Raw genomic sequence first — 17,463 nt, 5'->3', positions numbered from 1 at the left:
GCTGAGACGTACCGCTTCGGCGAGTACGAGCTGGACATCGCCGGGCATCTCTTGCACCGGGCGGGCGCGACGATCCATGTCGAGCCCCGGGCGTTCGATCTGCTCTGCCATCTGGTGACGCACCGGGATCGTGTGGTGTCGAAGAACGAGTTGCTGGACTCCGTCTGGGGTGACCGGTTCGTCAGCGAGGCCGCGCTCACGACGGCGCTGCGCACCGTACGCCGCGCACTGGGGGACACCGGCGGCCGGCAAGGGATGATACGGACCGTGCATCGACGGGGGTACCAGTTCGTCGCTGCAGGAACGACGGTAGGGGCCGCCCCGCCGGCCAGATCTGAGCCCGCGCGGACGGCGGCACCGTTCGGTACGGACCATCAGGTCATCCGGTTCTGTAAGGCCGGCGACGGCGCCCGTATCGCCTACGCGAGCGTCGGCACGGGCCCACCCTTGATGAAGGCGGCCAATTGGATGTCGCACCTCGACCTGGAGTGGACGACCCCGGTGTGGTCGCACTGGATCAGCGGCCTCGCCCGCAACCGCACGCTGGTCCGGTACGACGAGCGCGGCTGTGGCCTCTCGGACTGGGAGGTCCCCAGTTGCACGTTCGACGATTGGGTCGATGACCTGGAGACTGTCGTCGAGGCGTCCGGACTCGACCGGTTTCCACTGCTCGGTGTCTCGCAGGGCGGCGCAGTGGCGGTGGCCTACGCCGCCCGGCATCCTGCGCGGGTCAGTCGCTTGATCCTCGCTGGCGCGTACGCGAGGGGGCGGCAGGTGCGGGCCCGGGACGCGGCCGAGCGCAATGAGGCCGACCTCGATCTGGATGTGGCCCGGGTCGGCTGGAGCCACCAGGACCCACGGTTCCTGCGTGTCTTCGCGTCGCAGTTCCTTCCCGAGGGCACGCCGCGGGATTGGGAGGAGTTCGTCGACTTCCAGCGGCGGACGACCTCGCCCGCCAACGGCGTCCGGTTCCTCGAGGAGTTCGCCCGGATCGACGTGTCGGCGATCGCTCATCAGGTGAGGTGCCCGACGCTCATCCTCCATTCGCGCGATGACGCGCGGGTACCCACATCCCAGGCCGGCGAGCTGGCAGCTCTGATCCCCGACAGCCGGCTGGTCATGCTGGACAGCCGAAACCATCTGCTCACCGCCACCGAGCCGGCCTGGGCCGAGTTCCTGTCGCACATCGACGCTTTTCTGAACGGTTGAGGTTGGCCTTCCGCCCGCCTACGCCGAGGCGGGTTCGTGAATGTGCTCGCCGGGTGAGGCGTCGTACAACGCCTCGATGTGCGACGCGTATTTCATGGCGATCGGCTTGCGCCGCAGCTTCGAGGTGAGGGTCAATTCGTCTCCGCCCGGCTCCCAGAAGGCCGGCAGGATCGCGAACCGCTTGATCTGTTCGGTCCGCGACAGTCTGGTGTTCCCCTCCGCGATTCCCGCCCTGATCCGGCCGACCAGCTCCGCCTCGGCGGCCAGCGCGGCGGGGGATGCGTCCGTCAGCCCGTTCCGGGCCGCGTAGGCCGCTGCCGTTTCGGCGTCCAGCACGGCCAGCGCCGTGTTGTACGGCCGCCGGTCACCGATGGTGGCGATCCCGCCGATCAGTGGACACGCAGCCTTCATGACGTTCTCGATGTGCGCCGGCGACATGTTCTTTCCGGCGGCGTTGATGATGATTTCCTTCTTGCGGTCGACCACGGTGAGATAGCCGTCGTCGTCGATCGTCATGACGTCACCGGTGTGCAGCCAGCCGTCCTCATCGATCGCCTCGGCGGTCTTAGCCGGTTCGCGGCGGTAACCCTTCATCAGCAGCGGCCCGCGGACCAGCAATTCTCCGTCCGCCATGATCCGGCCCTCCATTCCGGGCAGGAGCCGGCCGACGGTGCCGAGCCGGTGGTCGGCCGGGGACGCCACGGTGGCGACGCAGCTGAGCTCGGACATGCCCCAGACCTCGGTGATCGGGATGCCCAGTCCGCTGAAGAACGCCAGGACCTCCTTCGGAATCGGTGCGGCACCCGAAACGGCCCACCGGAGCTGGTCAAGTCCCAGCTTCGCGCGAAGCGCGGAGAGGACCAGGTTGTCGGCGGTCGCGTATTCCGCGGCCAGGTCCGCAGGCAACGGCGATCGGGACAGGACGGCGTCGGCCTTGCGAGCCGCGACACCTAGCGCCCACTGCAGTGCCTGGCGCTTTCCCTCGTCCGGCTCGGCCGCGACGCTCGCGAGGATGCCGGCTTTGAGTTTCTCCCAGACTCGCGGGACGGAAGCCCAGATCACCGGCCGGCAGTCGGCCAGCGCCATGGCGATCTGCCGTGGGTCCGGGACAACCGTGATCTGAGTGCCCATCGTCTCGTGGAGATAGAGCGCGGCCACCCGGTCGGCGATATGCGCGGACGGCAGGAAGGAGGTGGTCCGGTCCCCGAAGGCCACCGGCAGGACGTCGTTGATGGCGAACGCCTCGAACAGCAGGTTCTCATGCGTCATCTCGACGCCCTTGGGCTCGCCGGTCGTGCCCGAGGTGTAGATCAGGGTCAGCACGTCGTCCGGCCGTACCGCCCGCCAGGCCGCCTCGAAGTCGAAGTCCGGCGACCCGAGACCGGCCAGCTCGTCGACCGTGATCGTGCCCTCGGCCGAGCGGTCGACGCAGACGATGTGCTCGACCGGGGCGCCGGACCGGCGGATACGGTCGACGTACTGCGCCTCACATATGACGACCTTCGCCCCGGCGTTGGTGAGCACATGGGTCAGCTGCTCGACCGAGAGCGTGTTGTACACCGAGAACGAGGCCGCTCCGAGGTGCTGCGCCCCGATCTCCAGCGGATAGAACTCGAGGCGGTTGGCCATCATCAGCGCGACGGTGTCACCCCGCCGTACGCCGAGGGCGGCGAGGCCGGCGGCGACGGCGCGAACCTGATCCGCGTAGGCCCGCCAGGTCATGGTCTGGGTGCCGCCGATCGTGCGTAGCGCGACGGCATCCGGGTCCACTGCCGCGGTTCGCTGGAACGCCTCGCAGTACGTGATCGGCCTTTCGGTGTCCATGTTCTCCCATTCCCTCGGTGTTCATCGACCCCGGACCGGTGCCGGCCCGTGATTCTTCGATGGTCGGCGCATCGGCGGCGCAATCCTTGGCCGAGGCATGAGGGATTCCTGAGGAAGACGTGAGGGGCCGCCGATTTAGTGATCGCCCCGGTTCAGCTGCGGGCCTCGTCCGTCGAGCGGACGCCGTATACGAATCTTTCTATTGGCGACACGGCCACGTCCCGTCCGAGGGGAGCGAGGTAGCGTTCGGCGTACTCGGTGGGTCCGACTTGTTCGTGTTCGGTCCAGCCGTAGTCGCGCAGCAGCTTAGGGGTCTCTTCTGGGAGCAGCCCGAAGTGCCAGACGTGGCGTTTGGTGACGAACTCTTGCCGTGCGGGCGCGGCCCCGTAGTCCTCGGTGCCGTCGAGGAAGTCCCGGCGGAGGTAGGTGAAGATGAGCCGGCTTCCCGGCGCGGACGAGGCGAGGCAGGCGAGGGTCTTGCGGACGGTGTCCTCGGTCAGGTACTGGGTGACGGCCTCCCAGATGAACATGGCCGGTTGGTGCCAATCGAAGCCGGCCGCGGCGAGTGCCTCTGTGAGATCGTCGGTCTCGAGGTTGACCGCGGTCAGCGAGGTGTTCGGCGGAATCCGACCGTAAGCCTCTGCAAGTCGCTGGCGCTTGTAGACGATGTTGGCCGGCAGGTCGGTCTCGAACGAGCGGGCGCCGGCCGGCGCCACGAGCCGAAGGGAGCGGGTGTCGAGCCCGGCGCCGAGGAAGACGAACTGTTCGATGCGGTCGTGCAGAGCCTCTCGGACCTTGTCGTCCGCATACCGTTTGCGGCACAGCAGGCTGGCCCAGAGGCCTTGTGCTTTGCTGTCGGTAGCCCGGACGAGCAGTTGGTGGGCCGGTTTCCAGCGGCACGCCCCGACGATCAGGCGTTGGCTGGGCGGGAGCAGCCGGACGGCGTCCGGGTCGTCGAACAGTCGTTGATCCGCTGGGAGGTTCTGTTCGCAGGCGGCGATCACCATCGGGCCGAAGGCGGTCTGTGCTGCCGGTGGTCGTGCTGTCATCCTCGTGGCTCCTTTGCTGCGCGGCTGATCGAGGGCAGAGGCGGCGCGTCGTCGAAGATCTGCCGCATCCATCGGAAGACGTCGTTGGCGGCGGCGATGCGGGCACCGCGGTCGGGCGACGGACCGGCGAGGGGTGTGCCGTCTCGCAGGATCTTCCCGAGGGAGGCCAGTGAGGCGATCTGCCGCTGGACGACTTTCTCCCAGGCGTCGTCGTCGACGCGGTAGTACACAGTGCGGCTGGCCGGCTTGGTGAGTACGTGGACGAAACCGACGGAGCTGAGCAGGCGAAGGTTCGTCGACAGGGATGCTCGGCTGGCCCCGATCGCGGTCGCGATCTGCTGCGCGGACTGCTCGGGCGGGTCGCAGATCATCAGCCAGCCGAGGACTCGCCCGGCGATCAGCGGCACGCGGTCTTGGTCCGAGCAGTATTTGGCGAGCCGTTCGACCCATTCCAGGACGTCTGCGGAAGGGCCGGCGGGAGCTTCGCCGTTCGACGTTTCAGCCGACGATGCGTGTTTCACGAGTTTCAGTCTCCACTGAATCGAACTCTCTGTCGAGGGTGGTGAGGCCTGCCCTTCCTTGCTGTGCAGCGGTACGGTGACCGCAGGTGCGCCGGGAAGCCTGGTCGGCAGTTTCGTCGTCGACCCCGAAGGGTTTGCCATGAGCGACGCCGCCATCCGTACTGAAGGCTTGTCCAAGCGTTACGGGCGCGTACTCGCCCTCGATGCCCTTGATCTTGAGGTGTCGCCGGGTGAGGTCTTCGGATTCCTCGGCCCGAACGGGGCGGGCAAGTCCACCACCATCCGATTGCTGCTCCGCCTGGCCCGGCCCACCGCCGGCCGAGGGTGGATCTTCGATACCGCCGCCGGCGACGTCCGCGCCGCCCACCGCCGGCTGGCCTACGTGCCCGCGGACGTGGCGTTGTGGCCCCAGCTGACCGGCGCCGAAATTCTCGACCTGATGGACCGCACCGGCCCCGGCGCCGGCGCCGCCTACCGCGCCGAGTTGGTCGACCGGTTCGCCTTGGACCCGACCAAGTCGGCTCGGACGTATTCGACCGGCAATCGGCAGAAGGTCGCCCTGATCGCCGCGTTCGCCACCCGCGCCCCGCTGCTGATCTTGGACGAGCCGACCAGCGGCCTGGACCCCCTGATGGAACGGGAGTTCCGCCGAGCCGTCACCGAGGCCCGGGACCGAGGGCAGGCGGTCTTCCTCTGCTCGCACCGGCTCGATGAAGTCGAGGCCGTCTGCGACCGGGTCGGCATCCTGCGCGCCGGGCATTTGGTGGACGTCGCGACGGTCGCCGGGCTGCGCCGTCTGCACCGCAGCGAGGTGGAGGCCGGGTTCGGCGGCGCGGTACCCGACCTGACCGGCGTGCCGGGTGTCGACCAGGTCGTGGACGCCGGCGACGGGCGGGTGCGGTTCGTGCTGTCCGGCCCACCCGCCCCGGCGCTGCGTGCGTTGGCAGCCGCGGGCGTCACGAGCGTCGCCGTGCGTGAACCCAGCCTCGAGGAGATCTTCCTCGCCTACTACGGCGACGGCCCGCGATGACGGCGGCGACAATCACTGTCCCGCCGGAGTCTGCCCGCGTGACCCCTGGCCGGGCCGTGACAGTGCTCGCGGTCAGGCAGGTCCGGTGGGGCGCGGCGGTCGTCACGGCGCTCGCGGGTGCGATGTCTTTGCTGGTGGCCGTGACGTATGCGGCAACGGTCGGTTCCGGTCCGGGTGTTGCTTCCTTGACTTCGCTGGCCACGAATCCGGCGATCCGGACCCTGTTCGGCGAGCCCGTCGCCCTTGACCAAGCGGGCGGGTTCACGGTGTGGCGCACCGGCACTGTCGTCGCCGTTGTGCTCGGCGTGTGGGGCTTGCTGGCCGTCACCCGGATCACCCGCGGCGCCGAGGAGGCCGGGCGGTGGGAGATGCTGCTCGCCGGGCGGCTGACCCTGGCCCGGGCGGTGGCCCTTCACGTGGCGGTGGTCGCCGCTGTCATGCCCGTGGCCGGAGCCGCGATCAGCACGGCGCTGACCGCCCCCGGAACCGGGGCGATCGGTGCCGCGCTGCACGGCGCGGGCACGGCCTTGCTGGGCATGTTCTTCGTCGGTGTCGCCGGGCTCGCCGGCCAGATCTTCCCGACGCGGTCGGCCGCCACCAGCGCCGCAGTGGCTGTGCTGGGTGCCGGGCTGCTGCTGCGGATGGTGGCCGACAGCACTCAAGCCTTGGCCTGGTTGCGGTGGCTGACCCCGTTCGGTCTGGTCGAGCTGAGCCGTCCGTATGACACCGACCGGCCGCTGCCGTTGCTGGTCCTCGCAGGCGCGGCCACGATGGTGCTGGCCGCTGTGCCCGCCGCAGCCCGCCGCCGCGACCTGTACGACGGCTGGCTGAGCCCGCGGACGGGACGGGCTCCACGCCGGGCGCTGCTCGGCTCGGTCACCGGTTTCGCCGTACGGCGGATGCTGCGCCCGCTGGCCGGTTGGTCGCTCGGTATCGCCGCCTATTACCTGCTGATCGGGCTCGTGGCGACGTCCCTGACCGAGTTCCTCATGGACAACCCCCAATTCGCTGACCTTGCGGCGCAGGCCGGCTTCGACCGGATGCAGACCGCCGGGGGCTACGTCGCCACAATGTTCGCGCTGCTCGCCATTCCTACCGGTGGCTTCGTGGCGGCGCGGCTCGCTGCCGCCTCGGCCGACGAGGCGGGTCGCCGGCTGGCGCCGCTGTATGCCGGGCCCGTGACCCGGCGACAGTATCTCCGCGCGGAGATCACCGCCGCCGCGATCGGCGCGATCCTGCTCGCCGCCACTGCCGCTGTCGCGACCTGGGCGGGCGTGACGGCGGCGGGCGCGAAGCTGGGTCTCGTCCCGGCCTTGGCCGGGACGGTCAACGTGCTCCCGGTCGTTGCGCTCAGCCTCGGAGCGTCGGTCCTGGCGCTGGGGCTCCTGCCGCGCGCGGTCCCGACGGCCGGCGGTTTCTTCCTGCTCGTCATCACGGAACGGCTCACGCTGCCTGATCCGGTGCTGCGCCTGTCGCCGTTCAGCCACCTGGCGCCCGTGCCTGCGACCTCGCCGGACTGGACCGGGGCGTTCGGCATGCTGGCGGTCGCTGCGGTCTTGAGCCTGATCGGCGTCATCGCGTACGAGTGGCGAGATCAACGAGGGTGAGCCGCTTGGACGGCGTGCCATCGCTCTATCAGGGCGGGCATCTCACTGAGCATGTAGGTGTAGAAGTCGCGCATCTGGACGAGCCGGTGACCGGCCGGGGTGTCGGTTCCGGCGGTGCTGATGCCCTCCTCGGCGGCTTCGGTCATCTGGGCGAGTGCGGCGTTCTGGCTGGACATCAGGGTTGCCCAGGCGCCGTCGCGGAACCGGAAGTGGTCCCGGCGGCTGCCGGGTGCCGGGACGCGTTCGATCATTCCCATGCTGGTGAGATTCTTGAGTGCGCCGGACATGGCGCCGGAGCTGACCCCCAGTTGCTCGCTCAGATCACCCGCCGTCATCGTGTCCTGCTGGGTGAACAGCAGGCCCGCCATCACGCGAGCGGTCATCCGCTGCAAGCCGTACTGGCTCAGGGTCAGGGCGAAACGTTCCGCCGCTTGGATCAGATCTTCGCTCACCGCCTCATGGTAGCTAAAGTCAGATAACTTCGAGTTCTTGCAAAACTCTGAAACTTCAGTAGGTTGAGCGAATGGATGACGTGATCCTCCTCGACAAGCTCGCCAAAACCTACGGACGCAAACCGGCACTGGCGGGTCTCGACCTCGTCGTCCGCACGGGCGAGGTGCTCGGATTCCTTGGCCCCAACGGCGCCGGCAAATCGACGACCATCCGGATCCTGCTCGATCTGATCCGGCCGAGCAGCGGAACCGTCCGGGTGCTCGGGCTCGACCCGCGCGCCGACGCGGTCGCGCTGCACCGGCGGGTCGGATACCTGGCCGGCGACTTCGTCGTCGACGGCCGGCAGACGGCCGGAGATTGCCTGCGCTTCCTCGCCCGACTGCGCGGGGGCGCGCCCCGCGGCCGGCTCGACGCGCTGGCGCAAAGATTGGACCTTGATCTGTCCGCCCGGATCAAGGGCTTGTCGAAAGGTAACCGGCAGAAGGTCGGACTAATCCAGGCGTTCATGCACGACCCGGAGCTGCTGATCCTTGACGAACCCTCGTCCGGTCTGGATCCACTGGTGCAGCAGACCTTCGTGACCATGGTCGCCGAAGCAGCCGCCAACGGTCAGACGGTTTTCATGTCCAGCCACGTCATGGCCGAGGTGGAGGCGGTCGCCACCAGGGTGGCGATCATCCGCAACGGACGGCTGGTCGCGCTGGACAGCGTAGCGAGCCTACGCAGTCAGGTACTGCGCGAACTGTAGATCACGTTCGCCGAGCCGGTTCCCGCCACGGCGTTCGCCGACCTGCCCGGCGTGACCGGCCTCGAGGTCCACGGCACTCGCCTGACGTGCCAACTCGCCGGCAGCCCAGACGCGCTGCTGCGGGCCGCGACCCGGCACACCATCACCGGGATCCTGGCAACCGAGCCACCGCTCGAAGACCTTTTCCACGCCTATTACATCGGAGACTCGGATGCTGCCTGAGGTGTTCATCAAGGCGGTGCGTGACGATCGGCGCATCCTGACCGGCTGGGTGACCGGGGCAGCTGCTGCCGGCGTGGCGTACGCGAGTTTCTATCCGCAGGTCTCAGGCGGGCGGATGGTCGACGCGATCGCGGGATATCCGCCGGCAATGCGTGAGGCGTTCCGGCTCGACGACCTGAACTCCGCGGCCGGCTATCTGGGCTCTTCGGTGTTCGGGCTGATTCTCCCGCTGATCGCGGTGTTCTACGGCGCCGCGACCGGCGCTCGCCTCGTTGCCGGCGACGAAGAGTCCGGCCGCCTCGGCCTCGTCCTTGCCCACCCGGCCAGCCGGACCGCACTGGTCCTGCAACGCTTCGCGGCCCTCGCGGTGGGCGCGAGCCTGCTGGCCGCGGTCGTCCTCCTCGGCATGGTCGCGATCCGCCCGGCCGCCGAGCTCAGCGACGTCACCGTCGCCGAGCTCGGCGCGCAATGCCTGAATCTGGCGCTGCTTGCCATCGTGTTCGGCGCGCTCGCGATCGGTATCGGCGCGGCCTTCGGCAAGCGCATCCTGGTCTTCGCCGTCACCGCGATCATCGGCATCGGAGCGTATGCCCTGCACTCGCTCGGCGGGCAGCTCGGCATCGAAAGGGGAAGATATTTCTCGCCGTTCCACTACTACATCGGCGGCGAGCCCCTCAAGAACGGCTGGCAGCTCGCCGACGCCGGAACCCTGCTTGCCGTCGCACTGGTCCTGGTGGCGATCGGCGCGTTTTGGTTCAATCGTCGAGACCTGCACTCCTGAAGCATCCGGGACGTCCAGGCAGCTACCTCGGCTTGGGGAGGGGTTCACCACCCCGTCGCAAGGCATGGTCGCGTGGTGTGGTGGCCGTCCTGCGGTGGCATGACAGTTGCATGACGATCCGGTCGTCGTGTCAGAGTGGGCCGGTGACATCGCAGCCGATGCTTTCCGCGAGCGAGGATGCCGTGGTGGGCGGGTTACTCGCCCTTAGCCGTGCCTTCGTGCGTATTGCCGCGCGTTCCCTCGCGGCCTGGACGAGGACGTGACACTTCCTCAGTTCCGTACCCTTGTCGTCCTGGTGTCGCGGGGGCCGCAGCGCGTCGTCGACCTCGCCCAGGAGCTCGCGGCCACTTCGTCGACGGCGACCCGGATGTCCAACCGCCTCGTCCGCAAGGGTTTGGTGGCCCGGCAGGAACGGCCGGAGGACCGGCGTGCGGCCTGGATCACGCTGACCCCCGCCGGCCGGGACCTGGTCGGCGAGGTGATGCGCCGCCGGCGGGACACCATCGCCGAATTGATTGCGGAGCTCTCGTTGACGCGGCCGATGGCTTTCGCCGCGGTGCTTCACGCTGTGGTCGAGGCCGCCGGTGAGGTCCCGGACGCGCAGTGGTGGCAGCGCTGGGAGGCGGCGGCGTCGGCCGGGCAGCTCGGCTGACCGGGTTCGACCGGCTCGTATCATCCGGCTATCATCGGGAAATCGTGCACATGTGCATGCTTTGCCGGGGAGTGGCGAGTGGACATCAGCGGCCGGATCCGGCTCCTCATCGTGCAGGACGATCCTGCGGAGGAACTGCTCATCCGTGACGAGTTCGGAGTCAACAAGATCTACAACACGTCCACCGCCGCGATCGACCGCGCCGTGATGCCGACGAACGCTCGGCTCGCCGCCATCAGCGCGCTGACGGTGTGCTGCGGGTCGTCCTGGATTGCTTGCATGTAGACATTCTTGCGCAAGGCAACGAGCATCATGGCGGACCGGCCGGCGCCGACCGGTTGGAGCTCACGGCGGCGATCTTCCGATCAAATTAGGTGCACAGTTGAACCCTTTTTCCGGGGAGCCGTACTTCCTGCTGATCGTGCCGCGCCTCCGGAGGTCTCCATGTTTCGTACGACCGCAGCTCGTCGTGGCGTCGTCGCCGCGGCGATCACCCTGGCCGCCCTGACCGTGCTGCCTGTTCCGGCCGAAGCCGCGCCCGCGCTGGGGTATCTCGATATATCAGGCTGCGTGGCCGCCCCGGCACTCATCGGGACGGCCGTTCCTGAGTGGTCCCCAGATGCTCCGTGGACGGTGTTCCGTCGACCGGCCCGCGGCGGCCTCGCGCAGCAATTGGGCGACGCGCCGGGCCGTCGGCCGCTTCCTCGGCTGTGGTGACAGGCATCGCCGGTGAATGGCAAGGAGCGGCTCGGGCAGCGTGCTGCCGCTCGGCAGGTGGGGAGCCGGGGACAGCCTACGGGCGAGCAGCATCTGATCGATGGTGCTGCCGGACCAGGCGGGCCGGCCGGTCAGACAGGCGTGCAGGACCAGACCGAGGGCGTAGACGTCGGCTGCCGGTCCGGCCGGCGCTCCACGTAGCTGCTCGGGAGCGAAGTAGGCAGCAGTTCCCCAGATCCGGCCCTCGTCGTCGATGACGTTTTCACCGACGCGGGCGGAAAGGCCGAAGTCGACGATCTTCGCGCCGGAGGGCGAGAGAATGATGTTGCCCGGTTTCACATCGCGGTGCACCACGTTGCGGTCATGGGCGGCCGCGAGCGCACGAGCGACATCCGCACAGATCTGCGCCGCCTGGCGCCACGGCATCGGCCCCTTCGCACTCAGAAGTGCGGAGAGTGCGTGGCCCGGGACGTATTCCATCACGACGAACGGCAGGAAGCGGCCGTTGCGTTCGGTCTCGCCGTAGTCGTAGATGCGTGCCACGTTCGGGTGGGTCAGCCTGGCCCCACTGAGTGCTTCTCGGCGCACGGCGTCGCGGTAGGCGTAGTCGTGAGCTCTTTCCAGAGCGAGGAGCTTGACTGCGACCGGTCGTTTCAGAACCTTGTCGACGGCGAGATGCACGGAGGCCATCCCCCCGCGAGCGATCTCGTCTCGGAGGTCGTAACGTCCGGCAAGCTCTGTCATGGTTGAACCGTCACCTCGAATCGAGTCGCGCCGACGTCGGCGTCGGCGTCCTCAGCCAGGATCGGTTCCGGATACGGCGACGTCTCCGCGATCGCGTGACAGTTGGACGACGGGTATGGCGCTTTGCCCAACTTTCTGAGGGGCCGGTCTCGCTTCGGTTACCTGACGCCGCTCATCATGCGGGTGATCGGCCTGGCGGCGACGGCAAGCGCGAGACCGAGGACGATGGCCACGGCGCCGAGAATGCCGAAGTAGGCCGTCTCGCGGTCGGCTTCGTAGTAGCCGGCGAGGGTTCCGGACAGTGCGGTTCCCAGTGCTATCGACAGGAAGAACAGGGCCACCATCTGAGTGTGGAAGACGCGGGGAGCGAGCTTGGTCGACAGCGACAGCCCGACTGGTGACAGCAGTAGCTCGGCAAGAGTGAAGACGAGCAGGATTCCGGCGAGTGCGGGCAGCGGTGTGCTGTTGGGGCCGCCGCCGGCCAGCGGTAGGAACAGCACGAATGCGATGCCCATGATCGCTGTTCCGGCGGCGAACTTGATCGGGGTCGTCGGTTGCCGGTCCCCGAGCCGGGTCCACAGCCCGGCGAAGACACCGGACAGCACGATGATGAACACGGGATTGATGGCCTGCACCCAGGACACCGGCATCTCCCAGCCGAACAGAGTGCGATCGAGGCGCTGGTCGGAGTAGATGGTCACCACGGTGAACTGTTGTTGGTAGAGCGACCAGAACGCGGCGCTGGCGAGGAACATCGGGATGAACGCAAAGACGCGGCGCCGCTCCACCGTGGTGATCCTGCGGCTGGTGAGGATGACGACGAAGTAGCTGACCGCTGCGGCCGCACTGACGATCACCACCACGGTGGCCAGCCGGTTGGCGGGGAGGACGCCGACGACCGCCAGCAGGACGAACGCTGCAAGGGCGGCGACACAGGCAACGGCGACCATTGGCCGGGCCCGGGACGGCAGGGGATTCGGTACCTCGCGAGCCGACGCCGGCAGGCGGCGGCGTCCCCAGGCGTATTGCGCGAGTCCGACGGCCATGCCAACGGCGGCCAGGCCGAAACCGACATGGAACCCGGCGTTCTTCTGCAGCAGACCGGTCAGCAGCGGTCCGGCCAAAGCCCCGAGATTGATGCCGAGGTAGAACAGCGAGAAGCCGGCGTCGCGGCGCTCGTCGTGTTCGGCATACAGGGATCCGACCAACGAGGTGGCGTTGGCCTTGACGCCGCCGCTGCCGATCGCGATAAGAATGAGACCGACGCTGACGCCCGACAAGCCGGGCAGGAGGGCCAGAGCGATGTGCCCGCACATCACGAGGACGGCGCTGAGGAACAGCACGCGTTCGGGCCCCAGCAACCGGTCCGCGGTCCAGGCGCCGAGGATGGTGGACAAGTAGACGGCGCCGCCGTAGGCGCCGACGATGCTGGTGGCAGTGCTTTCCTGGATGCCGAGACCACCCTCGGTCGCCGAGTAGTAGAGGTAGATCAGCAGGATGCCCTGCATGCCGTAGAACGAGAATCGTTCCCACAGCTCGACCCCGAACAGGTTGGCCAGTGGACGCGGCTGGCCGAAGAAGGTGCGGTCTTCCTCCGACGCGGGCGCATTGACAGTCATGCCGGGACTCCGACCTCGAGTGCTGGACAGTAACGGACACGCTGCGAATTCGTTGCTCGCAAAGGCCGCTACCCGACCGGCGAGGCCACAAACGAGCACGTGCCGCGTCGGCGGCAATGTCATGTGTTTGTCATGGTCGCGAGTGACGATCTTGCACATTGGTGGACGGCAATGGAGAGGGTCTGAAGAACCTGTCAGACAGTTAGCAGGATGTGGCCGCCCTGGCGCCCGATCCCCGGTCCGCCCCCGCACGCCGCGTGGTTCAGCTCGACCTCCAGCCGTCTTCGGCGCCGTGCCGCAAGTCCGTCACGGCTGTGTTCGGCGGATTGCTCCGGGGAAGAAGTGTCGGGAAAGGGGTGCACGGAATCCTATCGCTTATTCACGAGGCGGGGTGCACGTCGGGCATTGCACGGAATGATGACGATTACGTGACAATGAGAGACGCGCCAGTTTCAGTCGCTGTCCACAGCGAACTTTCATGGCCGAGTCGACGTGGCCGTGCCACCATTGATTCATGGACATGATGTTGTGGGTGATCCTCGGCGTGGCGTTTGCCGTCGCGGAAATCTTCACGGCCACGCTTTTCCTGATCATGTTCTCGGTCGGCGCGGCCGCTGCGGCCGCGGCCGCAGCGGCCGGAGCGTCCATACCGCTTCAGGCCGGCGTTTTTGTTGTGGTTTCGGCATTGACAGTCGCCGGGCTGAGGCCGGTGCTGCGCCGTCGCCTCGGCGGGCCGGGTGCGGCCGGCATGGGTACGGATCCGATGCCGGGCGCCTCTGCCGTCGTGGTGGAAGAGGTGAATGCCGATCAGGGCATGGTGAAGATCGACGGTGAGTTCTGGCAGGCGCGTTCCCTCGAGGGTTCCTACCCTCCCGGCGAGCAGGTCGGCATCGTCGATGTCAGGGAGGGAGTCGTGATGGTGTGGCGCGATGATCTGCTGGGCCTGACCGATCACCACCTGTAGTGCACGATCATTCGACGAACAGAGGAGTTCGTATCATGGACGCGGTCCTCAGCACTATTGTTGCGGTTCTTGTCCTGCTCGCCGTGATTACCCTGGTCAAGACCATAAGGATCGTCCCGCAGCAGCGGATGGACGTGGTGGAGCGGCTGGGTAAGTACAAGCGGACCCTCAGCCCGGGCCTCAACCTCCTGATCCCGTTCATCGACGCGGTGCGCAGCAAGGTCGATATGCGTGAGCAGGTCGTCTCGTTCCCGCCGCAGCCGGTGATCACCTCGGACAACCTGGTCGTCTCGATCGACACGGTGCTGTACTTCAAGGTGGTCGACCCGGTACGGGCGACCTACGAGATCAACAACTTCCTCCAGGCGATCGAGCAGCTCACCGTCACCACGCTGCGCAACGTCATCGGCTCGCTCGACCTGGAGCGCGCCCTGACCAGCCGCGAGGAGATCAACCGCCACCTGTCGACGGTTCTCGACGAGACCACCGGCCGGTGGGGCATCAAGGTCACTCGGGTCGAGATCAAGGCGATCGAGCCGCCGCCGAGCATCCGCGACTCGATGGAGAAGCAGATGCGCGCCGAGCGGGAACGCCGGGCCACGATCCTGAACGCCGAGGGCCACAAGCAGGCCGCGATCCTCACGGCCGAAGGTGAGAAGCAGGCCTCGGTGCTGCGCGCCGACGGTGACCGCCAGTCCCGGATCCTGCAGGCCGAGGGCCAGGCCAAGGCGATCCGCACCGTGTTCGACGCGATCCACCAGGCCAACCCGTCGCAGAAGGTGCTGGCGTACCAGTACCTGCAGGCCCTGCCGCAGATCGCGAACGGCACGGCGAACAAGGTCTGGATCGTGCCGACCGAGCTGACCCGCGCTCTCGAGGGCATGGGCGGTGCGCTGGGCGGGCTCGCCAACATGGTGGGTGACCTGCCGACGGAGCGGGTCGACGCGGCCGCCGTGGAGCGCGAGGCGATCGCCGCGGCGGAGGCCGCGGCCAACGAGGCAGAGAGGATCAACGCCGAGGTGCGTACGGCCGAGGCCGAAGCCACCGGATCGGCGAGCGGACCGGAGGGCGGCATGCCGGCACCGGAATTGACGCGCTGACCGTATTCCGCATGTGGTGCGCCTGCTTTTTGATGCGCTGTCCGCGGAATGAGGGCACCCCAGTCGCTGTCCGGCAGAGACCTGAAGATAATCCGTTCCTTATTTCTTCGACCCGGCAGGGGGTAAGGGGACGAAGTGTTCGCGTGAGCCGTAATAATGGCCGCGGCCTGGCGCACGCGTTCGTACCACTGAGGAGAATCACATGCGCGCGTTGACGGTGGAGCCGCTGAAGGCCGGCTCAACGGAGGTCCGCGAGGTGCCCGACGCCACGACAGGGCCCGGCGAGTTGCTGGTCGAGGGCCTGGCCCTGAGTATCTGCGGCACCGATCGGGAGATCGCCGCCGGGGAGTACGGGTGGCGCCACCCGGGCGGGATCGTCTCATGATGGGTCACGAGTCGCTGGGCTGGGGGTGCACACCGCACCGCCCGACTCCGGGTTCAGCCCGGGGGACCTGGTGGTCGGGATAGTGCGCCGACCGGACCCGGCGCCGTGCGGAGCGTGCGCGCACGGCGAGTTCGACATGTGCCGCAACGGCCGATACACCGAGCGGGGCATCAAAGAGATCGACGGCTACGGCAGCGAGTGGTGGACGGTCGAGACCGGCTACGCGATCAGGATCGATCCGCGGCTGGAGCGGGTCGGCATGCTGATGAACCGACCACGGTGGTGGCCAAGGCCTGGGAGCAGGTCGAGAAGGTGGGTAGCCGATCCTGGCTCGAGCCGGAGCGGGTGCTGGTGACCGGTGCGGGACCGATCGGGCTGCTGGCTGCGTTGCTCGGTGTTCAGCGGGGGCTCGATGTGCACGTCGTGGATCTGGCCACCGCCGGGCCTAAACTCGCGGTGGTCGGCGCTCGGTGCCCATTGCCATTCGTCCGGCATCGGTTGTCGGCGAGTTGGACATGGCCACCACGCCGGCACTGCGGGACCGCTTGTTCCGGCTGACCGGACCGCAAACCCGGAACATCGTCCTCGACCTCTCTCAGTGCACATTAATCGACGCCACCGCCCTCACCGTGTTCGTTCGCCTCCACGAGTGGCTGAGTGAACACGGCGGCCGACTCATTGCGCGCAACCCGTCGGAACTGATAGCCCGCATCCTGCGGATGACCCATGTCGACGACATCGTCGAGGTCAAGGGAGCCACTGCGGGCCCGGCCGCGCCGGGGCGCGTTTGCCGTCGCGTATGACCTGCGCCGGGCGGGGAGTCCGGCACGGCAGTATGCACAGCGAGGAGCGACCCCGGATGAAGACACCGCAGATCAGAACGTGGATCGCAGGAGCGGCTACGGCCGTGGTGGCGTCGGCGACGGGCGCGGTCGCTGATCCTGAGCAGAGGATCAGCAAGATCTCCTCCGTCGTGCGCAGGCCGGCACTGGTGTTGGCGGCGGCGCTGGCGGTCGCGTACGTCCTGGATCGCGTCAGCCGTCGGTAGCCCCAGTGGGGGCGGTGGCGAGGTCGGTCGATGTGGTCGAGGACCTCGACTGATGCTCGAGACGACAGCAGCACCTGCCGTCATTCGGTGACCGTTACGACGATCTTGCCGGTGGGGTGGCCCTCGGCGAGGTGGCGCATCGCGGCGGGCACGGCGGCGAGGCGGTATTCCCGGTCGATCACGGGGGTGATCGAGCCCGACTCGAGCATTGGGATCAGCTCGTCGAGGTCTTCGTGGCGTTCCCGGGCGGTCACGCCGCAGATCCGCCTGCCGCTGCGGAGCGAGAGCGCCGGTGCGGCCAATTGCCGCTGGAAGCCGCCAAGCCACCGGCCTTTGGCGTGCCCGCCACCGACCAGGGCGATGGTGCCGCCGGCCGTGGTGGCGCGCCGGAGCAGAGACAGCGGCCGGTTGCCGGCTGTGTCGATGACGACGTCGTACTGTGGGCCGCCGCGGTCGATCTCTTCCCGGGAGTAGTCGATGACGTCGTCCGCGCCGAGGGAACGTACGAGGTCGACCTTCGAGGTGCCGCAGACGCCGGTCACGCTCGCCCCGTACGCCGTGGCGAGCTGGACGGCGAACGAGCCGACGCCCCGCCCGCGCCGATGATCAGCACTCGCTGCCCGGCTCGAACCTGGGCGTCGCGCAGGCTCTTCAGGGCCGCCACCGCGGAGATGGGCACGGCGGCCGCCTGCGTAAGGGCCCGACGATGAATTAGCTGGTCGGCGGATTTCAAGATCGGCTCGTTGGGTTCGGTGTGATGAGTGAGGATGCCCTGGCGGTGAAGCTGGCC

Annotated in this window: 21 protein-coding genes and 1 pseudogene; 14 read left to right on the top strand and 8 right to left on the bottom strand. The window is 68.0% G+C overall.

All coding sequences use genetic code 11. The features are described 5' to 3' along the window. The first annotated feature begins 51 nt into the window (after window positions 1–51). Window positions 52–1,209 (top strand): alpha/beta fold hydrolase, encoded by a 1,158-nt coding sequence (locus tag AB0E90_RS49945; protein ID WP_360420621.1) that lies wholly within the window; start codon window positions 52–54, stop codon window positions 1,207–1,209. A gap of 18 nt (window positions 1,210–1,227) precedes the next feature. Here the strand turns inward: AB0E90_RS49945 and fadD11 are convergent, their stop codons facing one another. From fadD11 to AB0E90_RS49930, 3 genes are all read right to left on the bottom strand, one after another. Beyond that, on the bottom strand, window positions 1,228–3,033 hold the full coding sequence (fadD11, locus tag AB0E90_RS49940) for a fatty acid--CoA ligase FadD11 (RefSeq protein ID WP_360420619.1): 1,806 nt from the start codon (window positions 3,031–3,033) through the stop codon (window positions 1,228–1,230). Window positions 3,034–3,185: 152 nt separating this feature from the next. Further along, window positions 3,186–4,082 (bottom strand): SAM-dependent methyltransferase, encoded by an 897-nt coding sequence (locus AB0E90_RS49935; RefSeq protein WP_360420617.1) that lies wholly within the window; start codon window positions 4,080–4,082, stop codon window positions 3,186–3,188. Then, window positions 4,079–4,759: a hypothetical protein gene (locus AB0E90_RS49930; RefSeq protein WP_360420615.1), complete on the bottom strand. Its 681-nt coding sequence runs from the start codon at window positions 4,757–4,759 to the stop codon at window positions 4,079–4,081. Before AB0E90_RS49930 ends, AB0E90_RS49935 begins: the two co-directional genes overlap by 4 nt. Here AB0E90_RS49930 and AB0E90_RS49925 point away from each other — a divergent pair. Continuing rightward, window positions 4,743–5,633: an ABC transporter ATP-binding protein gene (locus AB0E90_RS49925; RefSeq protein WP_360420613.1), complete on the top strand. Its 891-nt coding sequence runs from the start codon at window positions 4,743–4,745 to the stop codon at window positions 5,631–5,633. The genes AB0E90_RS49930 and AB0E90_RS49925 overlap by 17 nt on opposite strands. 38 nt (window positions 5,634–5,671) lie before the next feature. Further along, on the top strand, window positions 5,672–7,240 hold the full coding sequence (locus tag AB0E90_RS49920) for a hypothetical protein (protein WP_360420612.1): 1,569 nt from the start codon (window positions 5,672–5,674) through the stop codon (window positions 7,238–7,240). On the opposite strand, the gene AB0E90_RS49915 is transcribed toward AB0E90_RS49920, so the two are convergent. Next, on the bottom strand, window positions 7,228–7,692 hold the full coding sequence (locus tag AB0E90_RS49915) for a MarR family transcriptional regulator (RefSeq protein ID WP_360420610.1): 465 nt from the start codon (window positions 7,690–7,692) through the stop codon (window positions 7,228–7,230). The two genes, AB0E90_RS49920 and AB0E90_RS49915, sit on opposite strands and share 13 nt — an antisense overlap. A gap of 80 nt (window positions 7,693–7,772) precedes the next feature. Here AB0E90_RS49915 and AB0E90_RS49910 point away from each other — a divergent pair, with 80 nt between their 5' ends. From AB0E90_RS49910 to AB0E90_RS49890, 5 genes are all read left to right on the top strand, one after another. After that, window positions 7,773–8,441: an ABC transporter ATP-binding protein gene (locus AB0E90_RS49910; protein WP_360420608.1), complete on the top strand. Its 669-nt coding sequence runs from the start codon at window positions 7,773–7,775 to the stop codon at window positions 8,439–8,441. A 51-nt stretch (window positions 8,442–8,492) separates the two neighbouring features. Then, window positions 8,493–8,663 (top strand): hypothetical protein, encoded by a 171-nt coding sequence (locus tag AB0E90_RS49905; protein ID WP_360420606.1) that lies wholly within the window; start codon window positions 8,493–8,495, stop codon window positions 8,661–8,663. After that, complete coding sequence (locus AB0E90_RS49900; protein WP_360420604.1) at window positions 8,653–9,444, top strand: ABC transporter permease subunit; 792 nt, start codon at window positions 8,653–8,655, stop codon at window positions 9,442–9,444. The genes AB0E90_RS49905 and AB0E90_RS49900 overlap by 11 nt, the downstream gene beginning before the upstream one ends. A gap of 259 nt (window positions 9,445–9,703) precedes the next feature. Continuing rightward, window positions 9,704–10,096, top strand: a complete 393-nt coding sequence (locus AB0E90_RS49895) for a MarR family transcriptional regulator (protein ID WP_360420602.1) — start codon at window positions 9,704–9,706, stop codon at window positions 10,094–10,096. A 78-nt stretch (window positions 10,097–10,174) separates the two neighbouring features. Next, window positions 10,175–10,381, top strand: a complete 207-nt coding sequence (locus AB0E90_RS49890) for a hypothetical protein (protein ID WP_360420600.1) — start codon at window positions 10,175–10,177, stop codon at window positions 10,379–10,381. A 276-nt stretch (window positions 10,382–10,657) separates the two neighbouring features. Here AB0E90_RS49890 and AB0E90_RS49885 read toward each other — a convergent pair whose 3' ends face one another. Together AB0E90_RS49885 and AB0E90_RS49880 are read right to left on the bottom strand one after the other, a co-directional pair. Next, the gene (locus AB0E90_RS49885; RefSeq protein WP_360420598.1) at window positions 10,658–11,557 is read right to left on the bottom strand and encodes a serine/threonine-protein kinase; all 900 of its coding nucleotides are present in this window, start codon (window positions 11,555–11,557) and stop codon (window positions 10,658–10,660) included. 158 nt (window positions 11,558–11,715) lie between these two features. Then, a complete protein-coding gene (locus tag AB0E90_RS49880) occupies window positions 11,716–13,335 on the bottom strand; it encodes a peptide MFS transporter (protein WP_360420596.1) in 1,620 nt (539 codons plus the stop codon). A 355-nt stretch (window positions 13,336–13,690) separates the two neighbouring features. Here AB0E90_RS49880 and AB0E90_RS49875 point away from each other — a divergent pair, with 355 nt between their 5' ends. From AB0E90_RS49875 to AB0E90_RS49850, 6 genes are all read left to right on the top strand, one after another. Continuing rightward, complete coding sequence (locus tag AB0E90_RS49875) at window positions 13,691–14,140, top strand: NfeD family protein (protein WP_360420594.1); 450 nt, start codon at window positions 13,691–13,693, stop codon at window positions 14,138–14,140. Between the two features lie 35 nt (window positions 14,141–14,175). Then, window positions 14,176–15,240: an SPFH domain-containing protein gene (locus tag AB0E90_RS49870; RefSeq protein WP_360420592.1), complete on the top strand. Its 1,065-nt coding sequence runs from the start codon at window positions 14,176–14,178 to the stop codon at window positions 15,238–15,240. 202 nt (window positions 15,241–15,442) lie between these two features. Next, the gene (locus AB0E90_RS49865; RefSeq protein ID WP_360420590.1) at window positions 15,443–15,625 is read left to right on the top strand and encodes a hypothetical protein; all 183 of its coding nucleotides are present in this window, start codon (window positions 15,443–15,445) and stop codon (window positions 15,623–15,625) included. A gap of 105 nt (window positions 15,626–15,730) precedes the next feature. Continuing rightward, window positions 15,731–16,183, top strand: coding sequence for a hypothetical protein (locus AB0E90_RS49860; protein WP_360420588.1), 453 nt, complete (start codon window positions 15,731–15,733; stop codon window positions 16,181–16,183). Then, window positions 16,096–16,428: an STAS domain-containing protein gene (locus AB0E90_RS49855; protein WP_360420587.1), complete on the top strand. Its 333-nt coding sequence runs from the start codon at window positions 16,096–16,098 to the stop codon at window positions 16,426–16,428. The genes AB0E90_RS49860 and AB0E90_RS49855 overlap by 88 nt, the downstream gene beginning before the upstream one ends. A 56-nt stretch (window positions 16,429–16,484) precedes the next feature. Next, window positions 16,485–16,673 carry a hypothetical protein gene (locus tag AB0E90_RS49850; protein ID WP_360420585.1) on the top strand — a complete coding sequence of 63 codons (189 nt, stop codon included), beginning with the start codon at window positions 16,485–16,487 and terminating at the stop codon, window positions 16,671–16,673. A gap of 80 nt (window positions 16,674–16,753) precedes the next feature. On the opposite strand, the gene AB0E90_RS49845 is transcribed toward AB0E90_RS49850, so the two are convergent. Further along, complete coding sequence (locus AB0E90_RS49845) at window positions 16,754–17,215, bottom strand: zinc-binding dehydrogenase (RefSeq protein ID WP_360420583.1); 462 nt, start codon at window positions 17,213–17,215, stop codon at window positions 16,754–16,756. Next, a pseudogene (locus AB0E90_RS49840) lies at window positions 17,212–17,463 on the bottom strand (hypothetical protein); the annotation flags it as partial. The pseudogene AB0E90_RS49840 and the gene AB0E90_RS49845, both read right to left, overlap by 4 nt.

The organism is Actinoplanes sp. NPDC026619 (genome assembly GCF_040638295.1).
In the GTDB taxonomy this organism is placed as follows: Bacteria; Actinomycetota; Actinomycetes; order Mycobacteriales; family Micromonosporaceae; genus Actinoplanes.
The sequence above is the reverse complement of the archived record's forward strand: the minus strand, read 5'-3'. Positions and strand labels throughout refer to the sequence as shown.

Excerpts from the sequence above, each read along its gene's own strand:
- AB0E90_RS49900 (WP_360420604.1), top strand. The coding sequence starts at position 8,653 with ATGCTGCCTGAGGTGTTCATCAAGGCGGTGCGTGACGATCGGCGCATC.
- AB0E90_RS49925 (WP_360420613.1), top strand. The coding sequence starts at position 4,743 with ATGAGCGACGCCGCCATCCGTACTGAAGGCTTGTCCAAGCGTTACGGG.
- AB0E90_RS49930 (WP_360420615.1), bottom strand. The coding sequence starts at position 4,759 with ATGGCGGCGTCGCTCATGGCAAACCCTTCGGGGTCGACGACGAAACTG.
- AB0E90_RS49875 (WP_360420594.1), top strand. The coding sequence starts at position 13,691 with ATGGACATGATGTTGTGGGTGATCCTCGGCGTGGCGTTTGCCGTCGCG.
- AB0E90_RS49865 (WP_360420590.1), top strand. The coding sequence starts at position 15,443 with ATGCGCGCGTTGACGGTGGAGCCGCTGAAGGCCGGCTCAACGGAGGTC.
- AB0E90_RS49870 (WP_360420592.1), top strand. The coding sequence starts at position 14,176 with ATGGACGCGGTCCTCAGCACTATTGTTGCGGTTCTTGTCCTGCTCGCC.
- AB0E90_RS49885 (WP_360420598.1), bottom strand. The coding sequence starts at position 11,557 with ATGACAGAGCTTGCCGGACGTTACGACCTCCGAGACGAGATCGCTCGC.
- AB0E90_RS49880 (WP_360420596.1), bottom strand. The coding sequence starts at position 13,335 with ATGTGCAAGATCGTCACTCGCGACCATGACAAACACATGACATTGCCG.
- AB0E90_RS49850 (WP_360420585.1), top strand. The coding sequence starts at position 16,485 with ATGAAGACACCGCAGATCAGAACGTGGATCGCAGGAGCGGCTACGGCC.
- AB0E90_RS49935 (WP_360420617.1), bottom strand. The coding sequence starts at position 4,082 with ATGACAGCACGACCACCGGCAGCACAGACCGCCTTCGGCCCGATGGTG.
- fadD11 (WP_360420619.1), bottom strand. The coding sequence starts at position 3,033 with ATGGACACCGAAAGGCCGATCACGTACTGCGAGGCGTTCCAGCGAACC.